Below are 15546 nucleotides of genomic sequence, written 5' to 3'. Positions count from 1 at the left end.
TTAAAAAACTTCTATTGTAATAGTAAGTATTGAATTTACAAATTCTTTTTTAGTAGTAGAAAAAAGATATTTTAAAAGCCAAATATCTTTTAATAGTGGAACGCCAGAAGTATAAGTAATTTCATTTTCTTGATTAATGCCACTTAGAACAAGGATATCGCCTTTTTTAAGTTTATAAGTTGATTTTAACTCTTTTTTACTTGTAGTAGGTGTCAAAGTATCAGAATTGCTTAGTAAATTTTCAAAGATTAGATGAATATCAACGTCAATGTTGTCATTTATAATGATAGGCTTTAAAGTAAGCTTTAAGCCGACATCTTTATAACTATAATTGCTTTGTTGCTGAGTTTGAGCATTTGTGATATTTGTAGAAGTAGTAAGATATGGAATTGTCTTAACATTGCTAAAAAATACTTCTGTGTTATTTTTAGCAACTAAAAAAGGGCTGGATTTTATTTTAGTGATATTATTTGTATCAAGAAAATTCAAAACACCATAAAATTGATCTGATTTATTTGTTACATTAGTATTTTGAGTATAAGGAACCGTCATAAGATTAAAAAAATACCTAAAATCTACGCTATCAACACCTTTTATAAGTGAATTTATCTCTGTGCCACGACTTTTTAAATCACTTAAATTTGTTTCAAGTATAGTTACTTTAAAATTAACCTGTTTTGCTACTTTATTATCAAAATTATCTGAATATGAAAGTATTTCAGAATAAATTTTATCAGTGCTTTTAAAAACGACTGCGTTATCTTGACTTATGTATGTAGAGTTTTTATCGTATTGATTTAGCATAGCATCAATCTCCTTATGGCTATTATTTTTAAGTTTTATGTAATAAAGATTTTCTGGCTCTTCTTCTTTGTTGGTTGCGTTTTCATCGATTATAATAGGCTTATCGACGTAATAAAAAGAGCCTAGTTTTAAAAAGCGTAATCCTTGAAGCTCGACCATCTTTTTAAATATTTGCAAACTGATATTAGTTGTTTCTTTTGGAGTAAAAAAGTAAAAATCGAGTGGATTTATATCGCCACTTATCAAAATTTCGCTTTGTGTAGAACTAGAAACGATATTCGCAAATTCTAGAAGGTTATTTTTGATTTGATCTGCTTGTATTGTTAGAGCCAAAGCTACTAAAAAGGCTATTATCTTTTTCATCGGTATTTCCTTTATCATTAAATTTGATATTAAGAATTTTAAAAACGTCATCTTTTAAAAAATAGATAGACGTTTCAACATTTGAAATATTGTATTTTTTAGTTTCATACAAAATTTCAGTCTGATTTAGAAGAAATTTGATAGCTCGTTTATCAAATTTATCGTTTGAATTTGGAAACGAGCAAGTTAAATTTATACAATTAATCTCATAGTAAAATATTTCTGAAGTATTGATTTTTTTAGAAATTTGACCAAAAGTATTATTTTTAGCAATAGGCAATTCTGTAGTATTTTGGATATTTGAATTTTGTATATCTTTTTTAGGAGTATCTGGAGTGATAGAGTTTACAAAAATAGCAAATGCAACAATGCAAAAACCAAATATTATAAGAGAGATAAAAAGGTATTTTTTAACAAAGCTTGTTCCTAGTCCGTTTTGTCCAGAATGATATAAATTAAATATTTCTTGATTAAAATCTATATGAAAAGTTTTAATAATGTCTTTTTGATAAAGTTTGTAATTTGAGTATTGTATATATCTAAATTTCTTTGAAAAGAAGCGTTTTGAGCTATCAACAGCACGGTAGAAAAACTCAGCTATTCTTTTGTATTCGTTATTTACAAGGCTGAGATCCTGAGTGATAAAATATAATTCTTGGTATAAATGGCGGTGGTAAGTAAGCCACCAAATAAGGACTTCGTTTTCTTTTTCATTAAAAAAGTTGTGTATTTCATCTATAACAAATATAGCATTTAGTAAATTCAGTTGTTTTGCAGTTTTTATAAGTTCTTCATCAGTAGCTTTTTCAAATTTGTATCTGTTAAAAAGTATAGTCAAACTAGATAATATATTTTCAAAGTCGAAAGGAATAATCTTATCTGATTTATCAAATTTAAACTCATTTATATTTGTATAAGCAATATCATAAGTTTTAGTAACTTTTGGTTTTATAAATTGTTTTAAAAATCCTTTTGGCTCTTTAGTTTGTTTTATGAATTTATCCCAAAGAATATAAACGCCATAATAGCTCTTACCGCTTCCAGGATTACCAACTATATAGTGGATAGCCATTATATAGCCTATGATAATTTTGATATAACAAGAGATAAAATGCTTTCACGCATAAACAAAAGTCCTCTAACGGCATATTTTGATGCGATGAAAGAAAACATAGTATTAAAAGGAACGGAAAAAATAACAAAAGCATCATAAAAAGCATTTACAAACCCAAGGCTAGACAATATATCAACAAAATAACCGACTATTCCACCGCTATTAATCATTTCATTAATATAATCAATAATATTATTAACATTGTGATAAAAAAATAAAATAATGTCTAAAAGAAATTTAACGTAAGTTAAAAACAAGCCAAAAATAATACCATTGATAGTAAGAACAGCTAAAAAAGCAGAAATTGAAGTTATTTTATTAAATAAATATGTTATAACAAAACCTATTAAACCAAGCAAATATCCGATTACTTGAAGCATGTTTAAGTCCTAAATGAAAAATAACAATATAAATCTATATATAACGCTTAAGAACATATAGCTAAACAATAAGAAAAAAATAGCATATGTTAAAGGTTTAACATCAACCATTAATTTACAAACATCAAAATTAATATTAGGAACATTAGATATTTTTAAATCTAAAGTTTTTGGACAACTAGTTACGACGGTTTTTTTATTTATAGAATTAACACCGCCACCTAAAACATCTATAAGACTTAAATAATTTTCTTTAAAACTTTGTAAACTATCAGAAACAGTTTTAATACCTTCAGAGAATTTATTATTTATTTCTTCGAGTTTATCACTATATTCTTTTAAAGTCCCACTATAATCTACAGGTTTACCCAGAATATCATCAGCAGAAGGACTACCGCCACCAGGATTATTATTATCAGGATCTTTTGGTTTATCATCTGGTTTCGGATCTGAACCGTCTGGTTTATCTCCCGGATCTGTTGTAACGCTACCGCTACCGCCTGGAACTGGTTTAGGATCTGTTATATCGCCACCGCTTGAACCACTACCAGGATTTATAGGTTTATCAGGATTTGCTGGTTCTGTAGGCTTATCAGGATTTTTTGGTTCTGTAGGTTTATCATCAAAAACGTTATCAGGTGTTCTTATCTGAGTACCATTATCACAATTAGCATAATTAGAACCTTTATTATCTCCAACAAAAGCACCGCTATTTGAAAAGGAAGAACCTGAAAAACTACAAAGACACTTATACAAATCATTATAATTTTTAGAAGTAGAGCAATCAGCACAAGTCCCGTCAGAAAAACCTATCTTAATAACTCCGTTTTTAAAGTCATATTTAGTACAATCAGTATAACACATACCAGAAGAATTAAGCTCATCACCCTCATTGCAAATTTTACAAGTTTTAGTATCAGGATCAAAAGTACCACCATTAGGACAGCTATAATATCCAGAAGTGCTATGATACGAAGTATGAACTTTAATGGCTGGAGTTTTCACAGATTGACCTTTACAGTTATAATCAGTGAATGTAGGATCAACTTTATACTTCTTAATAACAGAAGAAGAACCTAGATAAAAGGAAACAACGACTTTACTATCTAAAGAAGAATAACGAGAGTAAAAAGAGGAACAATCTTTGTAAGTAGAGTAAGTATCGTGAGGATAAGAAGATTCGAGAGGGAAAAATTTATCACCTAATACAAAATATACACCTTTTTTACCGGAAATGATTTCACCTTCTGTGTTGAGAGGAATTTCATAACCAGTGTAAGAAGGTTCTGAACCAACAGGCAAATAAGTTTCGCAATAAGCAAAATTTACAAATAAAAAAGGGAAAATAATTATTTTAAAAATAGACTTCATACTATTTACTTCATAATTTTATTTGTAAAAATAGTAAAAACAAGCAAAATAGGAATGCAAGATAAAGTAAAGTAAATAAAAATAGTAAAGAAATAATCAAAACTTGGCACACTAGTTATTTCAAGCATTATTTATCCCTTTAAATTTGATATTATTAAAAAGGTTACAAGCATTACACAAAAACCGCATAAAATAGCAGTTTGAGCCATAAGAAAATGATATTCATTTAAAGGCAAATTTGTAAGATTATGTATATCCATTTTTGAAGCCTTTTATTCTTTATTGAAAACGGAAAAAGCAAATAAAGTAGATTTAACAATAAAACAAGCAACGATAAGAACTCCAAAGTAAGAGTTTATAAAAATAGCTAGTTTTGTAAAATCAATATCCATTTTATTTACCTTTTTTTAAGACTGACGCCCTGCGGTTGTCTGCTGAAATTCGCCTTAGTTGTTATTTCAGGGAGAAACAAATTAGGGCGAATTTCCAGCTTGAAATTTGGAATTATCTTCCAAAAAGAGAAAGAGCTTTTTTAGCACCCCACATACCAGCAACAGCAGCAATAACAAGACCGAAAGCAGACATAAAAGGACTTACATCAAGAGAACCGCTAACTTTACCAGTGGCGTCATCTATTGTTACGGCAGCACTTGCAAGGCTAGATAAACTCATAAGACCAAAAACGCCTGTTATTACCTTAGTTTTAAGATTTTTCATCTTAAACTCCTTAAAAAAATATTTGAGATTAAATCTCTATCAAACCCCTAAAAAGGGGCTTTGTAGAAATTTACTTTTTAACTTCTTTTAACTTTTCAAGTTCTTTATCTAAGCCTTTGATTTCTATTACGCTTACTTCAAATGAACCATCATTTTTACGGATAGGTATGTCACCATTAATATAAATAGGAGAATTTGAAATTAAAGAAGTTTGTATTAGATTTGCGATTTGTCCTGCTTTGGTATCAGTTTCACAATTGATTTTAAAACAAAGTTGCCTATCGTAACTATTTGCAAAGCCTGTTTTTTCATTCTCAGTAGTAGCTTGGTATATGTTTGTAGCAAAAATACGAACACTTGGACCATATTCTATTACTTCACCATTGTCGTTTTTCATACTTCCGCTAGAAGTAGCTTTGACAAAACCCTTTGTTACCTCATAACTTATGCTGTATTGTTGTTGAATAATCACGGTAAATCCTTTAAAATTTATTTTTCGGTATAAATTAGGGCTAGAGATCTACCGATAAAAAACTAGCCCAAGCAGTTTAAAGCCTTACTTAGGGCTGGTTAATATCGCTTAACCAAACGCGAAAGGAAATTACCAAAAAACGGCTTACTCTCATCTCTTTACTCTGACTGCGTTTTTTTGGAATTTATGTAAAATTTCAAGAATTTGGCTATAATATTTGTTGTAAATGGAATTATTGCAAATCCTTTAATGGAATTATTGCAAACAATTTATTAAATATAGCTTAAATAAAAGGAATAATTCCAAAAATGGATAAAAAAGAAGTAGCAAAATATATAGGTAAAGATATAAAGACACTGTATAACTGGGAAAAAAGCAATAAGAATTTATATAAAATAATAGAAACATTTTTTCAAAAAAATAATGAAATAAATCCAAAAATTAAAGAATTAAACGAATATTTTCTAAAATTAAGCGAAAAAGAACAAGAATTTTATATATCAGATATAAAAACAAGACTACTAAAAAAGGAAATAGAATAAATGGTTGAATATATTATATATTTCTGTCTTGGAAGTATATTAACTAGTGGATATTTTTATATAGAGATAAAAAAATTAAACAAACAAAAAGAACAAGAAAAAATAGAAAAAGAAAAATATATAGAAGAATTAAAACAAGCAAATATAGACAAAGGGATTAAATATGAATTTCAGATAGGAAGACATTTTAAAGGATTGGGATACAAAATATATATGAAAGGAATAAATGAAGGAAAAAAAGATATGGGGATAGATATAATAGCATATAAGGATAAAGAAGTATTATTAATACAATGCAAAAATTCAATATATCCACTAAAGCAAGATATAATAAGAAAATTCATAGGAGATTGCCATATGTATGAAAAAGAAAATAATAAATATTTAAATAATAAAATTATAAAAAGAGTGATAGTTTCTAACTCAAATATGGATAAAGGATGTGAATTATACTTTCAACAACATAAAGTAGAGTGTAATTTTTTACAAATTAAAGAAAATTAGTTATTTATATGATTTAAATAAATTTGAATGAGATCCAATACGAACTAAATATAAAGTATTATTTTCTATTTTATATATCAAAACACAATCAGGCTTTAAATGACAATCAAAATAGCCTTTGAAACTACCAGTTAATGAGTGATTTTTATATTTTTTAGGTAATTCTATTTTATTTATAAGATATTCTATGGCTGTAGATAACAAATCAATATCAAAACCTTGCTTAACAAGCTTTTTATAATCCGCTTTAAACGAATTTTCGTAATAAATATCTAACATTAGCTATTTAAATCTTTAATCAAATCATCTACGGAATTAAACTTTTTAGATAAATTTACACCTTTTTCTATATTATTGATAGATTTTAGAGTATCATCATTTAATTCATATTTGCTATTATCAAAAGTAGATAAATATTCTTTTAAGGCTTCTTTTATATAAAAAGATTTACTTCTATTTGTTGATTTAGAAAGCATATCGACAGAATTAAATAAATCATCATCAAGTCTTACTGATATAGTCATTTTAAATCCTTTGTATTTTTTGTAATACAAGTATAATAAATCAAAGCTTAAAGCAAAATTATTACGTCTAAAAAACTCATAACCCGAAGGTCGGAGGTTCAAGTCCTTCTCTCTCAACCAATCAAACATTGATTTTATCACACTTTGATTAATTACTAAAAACAAATTTGGAGCTTCTATAGTTTCAACCAAAGGAACTTAAAAGGAACTCTTAATAATCCTTTATTACTATTCTTCCCTAAAGTTCCTTCACATCTGTTTAAATTTATTTTAACCATTCTTAGGTTACCTTAGATTACTTATGCTTCATATATAAGTATAAGAACTAAATAGTTTTTATATATCTAAGGGCTAAAAGTTCCTTTTAACTGCCCACCCCATTTTTTCATACTCCAACTACACAGGATATTACATTATATTTGATTAGCATAAATATAATTCGTTATAAAAAATGTTATTTGATTTATTTAAAAAACTTGATACTAAGTTGATAAACATAGTATCAAGTTTTTTAAATTTATCTTGACAAGATTAGCACTCTTTGATATAATGTGCTAAAAATTTAAGGAGATAAAAAATGGCAAAAAAAGAATTTCAAACCGAAGTAAATGACCTACTAAATTTAATGATCCACTCGCTATACTCAAACAAAGAGATCTTTTTAAGAGAGCTTATATCTAATGCTAGCGATGCTTTAGACAAATTAAATTATCTATGCTTAACAGACGAATCTTATAAGAGTTTAAACTATACTCCAAAGATCGAACTTAAAATAGATAAAAATGCAAAAACTATTACCATAAGCGACAACGGTATAGGTATGAATGAAGAAGACCTTACAAACAATCTAGGAACGATAGCAAGAAGCGGAACCAAAGGTTTTTTAAGCTCTATGAGCGGTGATGCTAAAAAAGACAGCTCACTTATCGGACAGTTTGGAGTCGGATTTTACTCTGCATTTATGGTAGCAAGCAAGATAGAAGTGATAAGCCGCAAAGCACTGAGCGATAAAGCTTATAAATGGAGTAGCGACGCAAAAAGTTATGAAATAGAACCATCTTCAAAAGATACTCAAGGATCTGATATCGTGCTATACCTAAACGATGACGAATTTAGCGATTCTTTCCGCATAGAAAGTATAATCAAAAAATACTCAAATCATATCCCATATCCTATTTTTATGGATAAAGAAGAGTGGATAGCTCCAAAAGATGGAGAAAAAGAAGGACACTACGAAAACAAATACTCTCAAATAAACAAAGCTTCAGCTCTTTGGAGATTGCCAAAATCAAATTTAAAACCACAAGACTACAACGACTTTTATAAACAAATAAGCCATGATAGCAGTGATCCACTTATGCACATACATACAAAAGCCGAAGGAAAAATAGAATACACTACACTATTTTACATTCCAAGCGTTGCACCGTTTGATCTATTTAGAGTCGATTATCAAAGCGGCGTAAAACTATATGTAAAAAGAGTGTTTATCACAGATGACGCAAAAGAGTTGCTTCCACCGTATTTGAGATTTGTCCGCGGTATTATGGATGTCGAAGATCTACCATTAAACGTGAGCCGTGAAATTTTACAAGAAAACAAGATATTAGCTAGCGTAAAAGAACAAAGTGTTAAAAAGATACTATCTGAGCTTGAAAAAACATTAAATAATGATAGAGAAAAATATGTCAAATTTTACTCGCTTTTTGGCAAGGTATTAAAAGAAGGACTTTATGGATTTAATTCAAATAAAGATGAGCTTTTAAATTTGTGTTTGTTTAAATCAAGCAGTAGAGATGGACTAGTAAGCCTAAAAGAGTATAAATCAGCAATGAAAGAAGGTCAAAAATCCATATATTACATAAGCGGTCAAAACGAGAAAATGTTAAGAAACTCACCGCTCCTTGAAAACTTTAAAGCAAAAGGTATAGAAGTACTTATCTGCGATGAAGAGATAGACACTATCGTAATGCCTATGGTATATGAATTTGACAAAACACCTATAAAACCAGTAAATAACTCAGACATTAACGACGAGATAAAAAGCGATGAAAAAATAGATGATACACTATACGCAAAATTACTAGTAAAAATCAAAGAAGCATTAAAAGACGAGATCAAAGATGTAAAAATTTCAAGCCGCTTAAATGACTCGGCAGCTTGTCTTATATTTGACAAAAACGATCCTGATTATGCTATGCAAATGATGTTTAAACAAATGGGAGAAGTTGCCCCAAAAGTAAAACCTATCTTAGAGATAAACCCTAAACACGAACTATTTGCCAAGCTAGAAAACAATGAGCTTATGGTAGATGACATCTCAAATTTACTTCTAAATATGGCAAAAATCAGCGAAGGAATACCAGTAGATAATCCAAGCGAATTTGCCAAAAAACTCACAAATATAATGATAAAAGCATTATAAACGTAAAGGAGAGTCTAACTCTCCTTTTATTAAAGTTCGATCTCTTTTTACTAATATTTATCTTAAAATCACACTTATTTTAATTTTACTTTTTCAAATTTTTACTAAATTTTTTAAAATTGTTATAGCTATTTTTTATTATTTATATTACAGTTTTTTATATTTATATTGTGTCTTATTTCAATATTTTTATTTAGACAAAAAGCTCCTTATTTTAGATCTTAAAAGACCATAAACTAAAAATAATATTTATATTAATTATGTATATTAAATACAATATAATTTTAATAAATTATTTAATAAAATATTAAGCTTTTGATATTTTATTAATAGTTATTTAAGAAATAAATATTATAATTTTATCTTATAAAAACTATAATATTCAATACTAAATTTAATATTTTAATTATTATATTACATACTATGATAAATATTTTTTTATTAAAACCAAATTTCATTTAGTATAAAGGATCTCTTATGAATGAAAAACTAAGCAGGAGAGAATTTCTGCAAACGGCCTGTATAGGTATAGGTGCATTATCACTTGCAGACGGCGCGACAAAAGCTGCAGCAAGTAGCCAAATGCTAAATGATTCTAACACTTCAGGATTTCCGTCTTGCGATATTTTGATCATCGGATCAGGAGGTGCTGGTCTTAGAGCTGCTGTAGCCGCAAGAAACCTAAACCCAAATCTCAGCGTCATTGTAGCTACAAAAACGATGCCATCTCGCAACGCAACATGTATGGCAGAAGGCGGCATAAACGGCGTTACTGATTTTAGCGATGAGGATTCATATGAACTTCACGCATATGATACTATAAAAGGAGGTGCATATCTAGTCGATCAAGACGCAGCACTTAAATTTTGTAAATTAGCGAGTGAAACTATATCAGAAATGGACTATATAGGAACCCTATTTTCAAGAACAGATAATAGAAAAGTAAGCCAAAGATTTATGGGTGGTGCATCTAAAAAAGATGTAATTTCTCAGCCGATAAAACAGGCCATATCATTATGCACGCCTGTTTTGATAACGCCCTAAGTAACGGCGTCAAGTTTCTAATGGATCATGAATTACTAGATATCGGTGTAAATAATGGCAAATGTGAAGGCGTAGTACTAAGAAATATCCAAACAGGCGATATCACGCCCGTACTTTGTAAGTCTTTAGTGATCGCTAGTGGTGGATACACAAGAATATTTTACAACAGAACCTCCGTACCTTATATCTCTACTGGCGATGGCGTAGCAGCAGCTCTTAGAGCTGGACTGGGTTTTGAAGATCCAGAGATGATACAGTTCCATCCTACTGGCGTAGCAAACGGCGGCACTTTGATAACAGAAGCAGCGCGTGGTGAAGGTGGATATTTGATCAACAACAAAGGCGAGCGCTTTATGAAAAACTATCATAAAAAAATGGAGCTAGCTCCTAGAGACGTAGTTGCTAGAGCAATCGAAACCGAGATAAGAGAAGGTAGAGGCTATGGCGAAGGTCTTGGAGCATACGTGCTTATAGATGTTAGATTCGCCACACCGCACTACTTTTTGAAAATATAGACTTAGTCGAGCAACCTGTACCCATTCGCCCGACTGCCCACTACTCTATGGGCGGTATAGAAGTTGATAAATTTGATGATATGAGTACTAAAATTCTAGGTATTTATGTCGGAGGAGAAGCATCTTGCATCTCTATACACGGTGCAAATCGCTTAGGAGGAAACTCACTAACTGATGCAGTCATAACAGGAAAGCTTGCTGGTATCGGCGCTGCAAATTACGCTAAAACAGCTGAGTTTGGTAACGGTGAGATAACAGCCAAATTAGCACAGAAATGGCAAATTAAATTTAAAAAAGTTACAAACGGTGGCGGTAAGGCAAACGAAATATACGATCTTAGAGAGGAGTTAGGTAGGCAAAACTGGGATAATATGGGCATATTTAGAACCCAAAAGCAATTAGACGCCCTAGCAGTAGCACTTGATGACATTGAGGAGCGTTATAACAAACTTTACGTTCCAAATCCAAATTTAGTAATGAATACTGCATTTACTGATTATTACGAACTTGGAAACTTGATACTTCTATCTAAGTGTGCATGTCTAGCCGCAAGAAATAGGCTTGAGAGTCGCGGCGCTCATACTAGAGAAGACTATCCAAAGCGTGATGATGTAAATTTCTTAAAACATAGCATAGTGACTTTAAAAGACAACAAACTAGAGCTTAGCTATAAAGACGTTATAGTTACTAAATTCTCACTTGATGGAAGGAAACCACAATGAAAATAGTTATAGAGAGATTTGATGGAAAAGAACATTACAAACAAGATTATGATATTAAAAAAGAAGATATCATAAATAAAACTTTACTTTATACATTACTTTTTATCAAGCAAACTAAGGATACTACATTAAACTTTACCGCGTCTTGCAGATCTGCTATATGCGGAGCGTGCGCAGTCAGAGTAAACGGACACGCCGTTTTAGCATGCGATACAAAAATGAAAGATCTACTTGGAACGTATGATGATCCAGATATATTAAATATCGCCCCTATAGCAAATTTTAGAGTTATCTCAGATCTTGTAGTTGATTGGGAACCATCAGTTGAAAGCTTAAAGAAAATTCATCCAGCTATAGTACCAAAAGATGAATTTTCACCTAAAAAAGGCTGCGTCCAAACTCAAGCTGAGTTCGATAAAATAGTAAAAGAATGGGATTGTATATTGTGCGGATGTTGCGCGTCTGAGTGCAATAAATTATCAGCTGATAATAGTGATTATATGGAACCGTTTGTATTTGTGCATGCCTTTAGAGCGGCATTTGACTCAAGAAATAAAAACGATATGCTTCATACTAAAGCTTCAGTAATGGGAGGGCTATGGAACTGCGTACATTGTCAAGAGTGTATAGATCGCTGTCCAAAAGGGATAAATGCCACTGAAAACATCGCATCCTTAAGAATAAAAGCTATAAAAAAAGGACTAACTAGCGGTGTAGGACCTGCTCATGCTAAGGCGTTTTATACTGATTTAGTTGATGGATCAGGTAGATTAAACGAAGTACTTTTAGCGCTTAAAAGCGAAGGTGCAGCAACTATAACCAAAACTGGACTTGCCATCACTCTTTGAAGATCTGGAAAATTAAATCCTTTACACATCTTTGGCGAAAAAGAGATAGAAGGACATAAAGATCTAGTAAAAATGATAAAAGCAGCACAAGCTGCAAATAAGGAGTAGTCCTGCAAAATGAATTTGCTTTTTTTCGGGATGTGTTTTATCTCAAGCAGCAAAAGAGGCAAAGATCTCGCTTGAGGCTATCGCGCCTATCTTAGGTATCAAACTCCATGAGATAAAAGGTTGGAGTTGCTGTGGGGCTACTCAAGCCCAGGATGTCAATCCAGTAGCCACACTAGTGGCAAACGCAAGAAATATAGCACTTGCCGAACAAATGCAAATGCTTATTTTAACAACTTGTAGCACATGTTTATTAGTATTAACAACAGCCAAAAACGCTCTTGATAAAGGTAAAAAAGACGAAATCAACACGTTTTTAGCACAAGGAAATATGAAATATAACAGAAGCGCTGATATAACAAGCCTTCTTTGGGTTTTAGCTAAAAATGTAAACATCATAAAACTAAAAGTTAAAAGACCACTAAAAGGGCTAAAGGTCGCGGCATTTTATAGATGTCATAGTGTCAGACCACAGTCCGTATTAGGATTTGAAAGCTCGGTAAATCCAAAAAGCTTTGAAAGCGTCATTACGGCTCTTGGGGCAACCGTAGTACCATTTAAAAAAAGGCTTGAGTGCTGCGGATTTCACGCTACTTATCCAGCCAAAACATCAGTAAAAAAGATGACTAGCCAAATAGTGAATGACGCAGATGAAAATGACGCAGATTGTATAGTTACGCCATGCCCTCTTTGTCAAATGCAACTTGATATCTATCAAGATGGAGCTCAAGGATACACCAACTCAAAAGCAAGAGTGCCTATCTTGCATCTTTCGCAGCTAGTAGGTCTAGCACTAGGTCTTTCAAAAGAAGAGCTTGGTTTTACACACAATGTCATAGATGCTATGCAAATAGTATAAATTTATCTGGTATGGATATAAGTCCATACCAGAAATATAAATTTATATCGTTTTTTTTTTGCTAAATTTGATTACGGTTTTACGGTTGGAAGTTTTTTATCTAAAACTTTATTCATTCCACCGCCCAGATTTATCACGCCATCGACTCCGTTTTCATCTAGTAAAGTTGAAGCTGCCTTGCTTCTTGCGCCACTTCTACAGATAACTGCAACTTTTTTATTTGGGTCTATTTTGCTTTTTACTTTATTCACAAAATTTGGATTTATACTACCATCACTATTTCTATAAGTCACCAAAATGGCGCCGTTTAAAACACCGGTTTGTTCCCATTCAGCAGGCGTTCTGACATCTATGATCTGTATATTTTGATCATTTATAGTATTTTGATCCACTTCTATGGTTTCAAATTTAGCAAACATCTGCACACACAATACAGTCAAAATCAATAAAACTTTTTTCATGCTATTTTCCTTTTCATTAAATAAAATGTTTGTAAGATTAGCAAATAAGCGTTTACATTATCATTAAAGCTTATTTAAATTTACACTGCAGATAAATTTAGAAGATTAAGTCCGAATTCAGATAAATTCGGACTTGTAAATTTAAATTTTCATAGTTCCTGTTTTTTTATAACGATCATGCCAACTAAGAGCTTCACTTAAAATATGAGGCGTATGGCCTGCTTTTGGCTCACTACAAGCACGATCAAAATAATCTTGCAACATTTGCCTATAGTCTGGATGAGCGATAGCTATCATTTTTTTAGCACGCTCTTTTGGAGATAAACCACGCAAATCGGCAAAACCGTACTCCGTTACGATCACCATAGAATCATGCTCTGTATGATCTAAGTGGCTCACAAAAGGCACTATAGCAGAAATCGCTCCGCCTTTTGCCATAGACGGCGTTAAAAATATAGAAAGATATCCATTTCTAGCAAAATCCCCACTACCGCCTATACCGTTCATTATCTGGGTTCCCATTACGTTTGTTGAATTTACGTTTCCATAGATATCTGCTTCAAGCATTCCATTCATTGCGATCACGCCAAGTCTACGGATAACCTCCGGACTATTTGAAATTTCTTGAGGACGTAAAACTATATGCTCTTTATAGAATTCGACATTAGCTCTAAAATCCTTGACTCCATCAGGGCTAAGCGACAAAGCAGAAGCAGAAGCAAAATCGACAACTCCGTTTTTTATAAGCTCTAGCATTCCATCTTGTATCACTTCAGAATAACAATCAAGCCCCCTATACCCAGCTCTTTGAAGTCCGGCTAAAACAGCATTTGCTACGTTTCCGATACCGCTTTGCAAAGGCAAAAGCTTACCTTTTGGCAAACGTCCAGCAGTTTCTTCCATTTTTAAGAAATCAACCACGTGATCTCCTATAGCTATAGAGATATCATCAAGCGGAGTAAATTTATTTAGCCTATCTTCAGTTGAGCTTAAAACAATGCCAACTACCTTAGAAAAATCCACTTTCATATACGGAGTTCCTATCCTATCTCTAGCTGTTTTTAGCGGTATAGGATCTCTATGCGGAGGAAGTGGTTGCAAATAGACATCGTGAAAACCATCAAGCTCTTTTGGCTGATGGATATTTAACTCTAAAATGATTTTGTCTGCATAGTTTAGCCAAGCTTGATTGTTTCCTACTGAAGTAGTAGGGATCAACTCTCCATTTTCAGTAATCCCAGAAATTTCAATTACAGCAAAATCCATGTTACCAAAATACCCAGCCTCTACTTGCCAAGCCAAACTTGAAAGATGAACATCAAGATATTTCGTCTCTCCTGAGTTGATACAAGCTCTCATATTCGGATCTGTATTAAACGGTGTTCTAAAGCCTACTGCTTTAGCTCTTGCTAGCGCTCCATCAAGATCGACGTCGGTACTAGCACCAGAATAGATATTTATTTTATACGGTTTTCCAAGCTCATGTAAATTCTCAGCTTTCTTAGCTATCGCCAAAGGTACGTATAGCGGACTTCCAGCGCCGACAAAACCACTAAAGCCGACTGTAGAGCCATCACCTATCAAAGCCGCCGCGTCATCTGCTTTGATTATTTTGCTTAAGAACCTTGCATCCTTAATACGACTGGTATCTGTAATGGTGTTATCTATCATTTTTATCCTTTAAACTTAAGTGATTTGATTATAACAATTTTGCCGTAATTTTTATCATTAAATTTGTTAGTAATAAAATATTTTAAGTATATTTTTAGATATAGA

At 31.6% G+C, this 15546-nt stretch carries 14 protein-coding genes and 3 pseudogenes; 6 read left to right on the top strand and 11 right to left on the bottom strand.

The features are described 5' to 3' along the window. From CHHT_RS04100 to CHHT_RS04075, 7 genes are all read right to left on the bottom strand, one after another. Positions 1 to 1167 carry a type II secretion system protein GspD gene (locus tag CHHT_RS04100; protein WP_034961458.1) on the bottom strand — a complete coding sequence of 389 codons (1167 nt, stop codon included), beginning with the start codon at positions 1165 to 1167 and terminating at the stop codon, positions 1 to 3. Continuing rightward, on the bottom strand, positions 1100 to 2239 hold the full coding sequence (locus CHHT_RS04095) for a zonular occludens toxin domain-containing protein (RefSeq protein WP_034961461.1): 1140 nt from the start codon (positions 2237 to 2239) through the stop codon (positions 1100 to 1102). The genes CHHT_RS04100 and CHHT_RS04095 overlap by 68 nt, the downstream gene beginning before the upstream one ends. Positions 2240 to 2247: 8 nt before the next feature. Next, positions 2248 to 2661, bottom strand: a complete 414-nt coding sequence (locus CHHT_RS04090) for a hypothetical protein (protein ID WP_034961463.1) — start codon at positions 2659 to 2661, stop codon at positions 2248 to 2250. A gap of 9 nt (positions 2662 to 2670) precedes the next feature. Then, the gene (locus CHHT_RS04085) at positions 2671 to 4032 is read right to left on the bottom strand and encodes a hypothetical protein (RefSeq protein WP_141079404.1); all 1362 of its coding nucleotides are present in this window, start codon (positions 4030 to 4032) and stop codon (positions 2671 to 2673) included. A 131-nt stretch (positions 4033 to 4163) separates the two neighbouring features. Then, on the bottom strand, positions 4164 to 4292 hold the full coding sequence (locus CHHT_RS09135) for a hypothetical protein (protein WP_255199062.1): 129 nt from the start codon (positions 4290 to 4292) through the stop codon (positions 4164 to 4166). A gap of 244 nt (positions 4293 to 4536) precedes the next feature. Beyond that, the gene (locus CHHT_RS04080) at positions 4537 to 4749 is read right to left on the bottom strand and encodes a hypothetical protein (RefSeq protein WP_034961468.1); all 213 of its coding nucleotides are present in this window, start codon (positions 4747 to 4749) and stop codon (positions 4537 to 4539) included. A 70-nt stretch (positions 4750 to 4819) separates the two neighbouring features. Next, a complete protein-coding gene (locus CHHT_RS04075; protein WP_034961470.1) occupies positions 4820 to 5221 on the bottom strand; it encodes a hypothetical protein in 402 nt (133 codons plus the stop codon). A gap of 308 nt (positions 5222 to 5529) precedes the next feature. On the opposite strand from CHHT_RS04075, the gene CHHT_RS04070 reads away from it, so the two are divergent. Together CHHT_RS04070 and CHHT_RS04065 are read left to right on the top strand one after the other, a co-directional pair. After that, positions 5530 to 5763 (top strand): hypothetical protein, encoded by a 234-nt coding sequence (locus tag CHHT_RS04070; protein WP_034961472.1) that lies wholly within the window; start codon positions 5530 to 5532, stop codon positions 5761 to 5763. After that, positions 5764 to 6267 carry a restriction endonuclease gene (locus tag CHHT_RS04065; RefSeq protein WP_051663697.1) on the top strand — a complete coding sequence of 168 codons (504 nt, stop codon included), beginning with the start codon at positions 5764 to 5766 and terminating at the stop codon, positions 6265 to 6267. Here CHHT_RS04065 and CHHT_RS04060 read toward each other — a convergent pair whose 3' ends face one another. After that, the gene (locus CHHT_RS04060; RefSeq protein WP_034961474.1) at positions 6268 to 6546 is read right to left on the bottom strand and encodes a type II toxin-antitoxin system YafQ family toxin; all 279 of its coding nucleotides are present in this window, start codon (positions 6544 to 6546) and stop codon (positions 6268 to 6270) included. Next, a complete protein-coding gene (locus CHHT_RS04055) occupies positions 6546 to 6791 on the bottom strand; it encodes a ribbon-helix-helix domain-containing protein (protein ID WP_034961476.1) in 246 nt (81 codons plus the stop codon). Before CHHT_RS04055 ends, CHHT_RS04060 begins: the two co-directional genes overlap by 1 nt. A 577-nt stretch (positions 6792 to 7368) precedes the next feature. On the opposite strand from CHHT_RS04055, the gene htpG reads away from it, so the two are divergent. From htpG to sdhE, 4 genes and pseudogenes are all read left to right on the top strand, one after another. Further along, positions 7369 to 9216, top strand: a complete 1848-nt coding sequence (htpG, locus tag CHHT_RS04050) for a molecular chaperone HtpG (protein ID WP_034961477.1) — start codon at positions 7369 to 7371, stop codon at positions 9214 to 9216. A 477-nt stretch (positions 9217 to 9693) separates the two neighbouring features. Next, positions 9694 to 11497 (top strand): annotated as a pseudogene (gene sdhA / locus CHHT_RS04045) (8-methylmenaquinol:fumarate reductase flavoprotein subunit). Beyond that, positions 11494 to 12453, top strand: a pseudogene (locus tag CHHT_RS04040) (succinate dehydrogenase/fumarate reductase iron-sulfur subunit). Before sdhA ends, CHHT_RS04040 begins: the two co-directional pseudogenes overlap by 4 nt. Positions 12454 to 12455: 2 nt before the next feature. After that, positions 12456 to 13309 (top strand): annotated as a pseudogene (gene sdhE, locus CHHT_RS04035) (8-methylmenaquinol:fumarate reductase membrane anchor subunit). A gap of 71 nt (positions 13310 to 13380) precedes the next feature. Here sdhE and CHHT_RS04030 read toward each other — a convergent pair. Together CHHT_RS04030 and scpC are read right to left on the bottom strand one after the other, a co-directional pair. Next, the gene (locus tag CHHT_RS04030; protein ID WP_034961478.1) at positions 13381 to 13770 is read right to left on the bottom strand and encodes a rhodanese-like domain-containing protein; all 390 of its coding nucleotides are present in this window, start codon (positions 13768 to 13770) and stop codon (positions 13381 to 13383) included. Positions 13771 to 13911: 141 nt separating this feature from the next. Beyond that, positions 13912 to 15441 (bottom strand): succinyl-CoA:acetate CoA-transferase ScpC, encoded by a 1530-nt coding sequence (gene scpC, locus CHHT_RS04025; protein ID WP_034961479.1) that lies wholly within the window; start codon positions 15439 to 15441, stop codon positions 13912 to 13914. Positions 15442 to 15546 lie beyond the last annotated feature (105 nt).

Origin of the sequence: Campylobacter hyointestinalis subsp. hyointestinalis (assembly GCF_013372145.1) — a bacterium.
Taxonomy (GTDB): domain Bacteria; phylum Campylobacterota; class Campylobacteria; order Campylobacterales; family Campylobacteraceae; genus Campylobacter; species Campylobacter hyointestinalis.
Note: the sequence above shows the minus strand (reverse complement) of the source record. Positions and strands in the feature narration are given on the sequence as shown.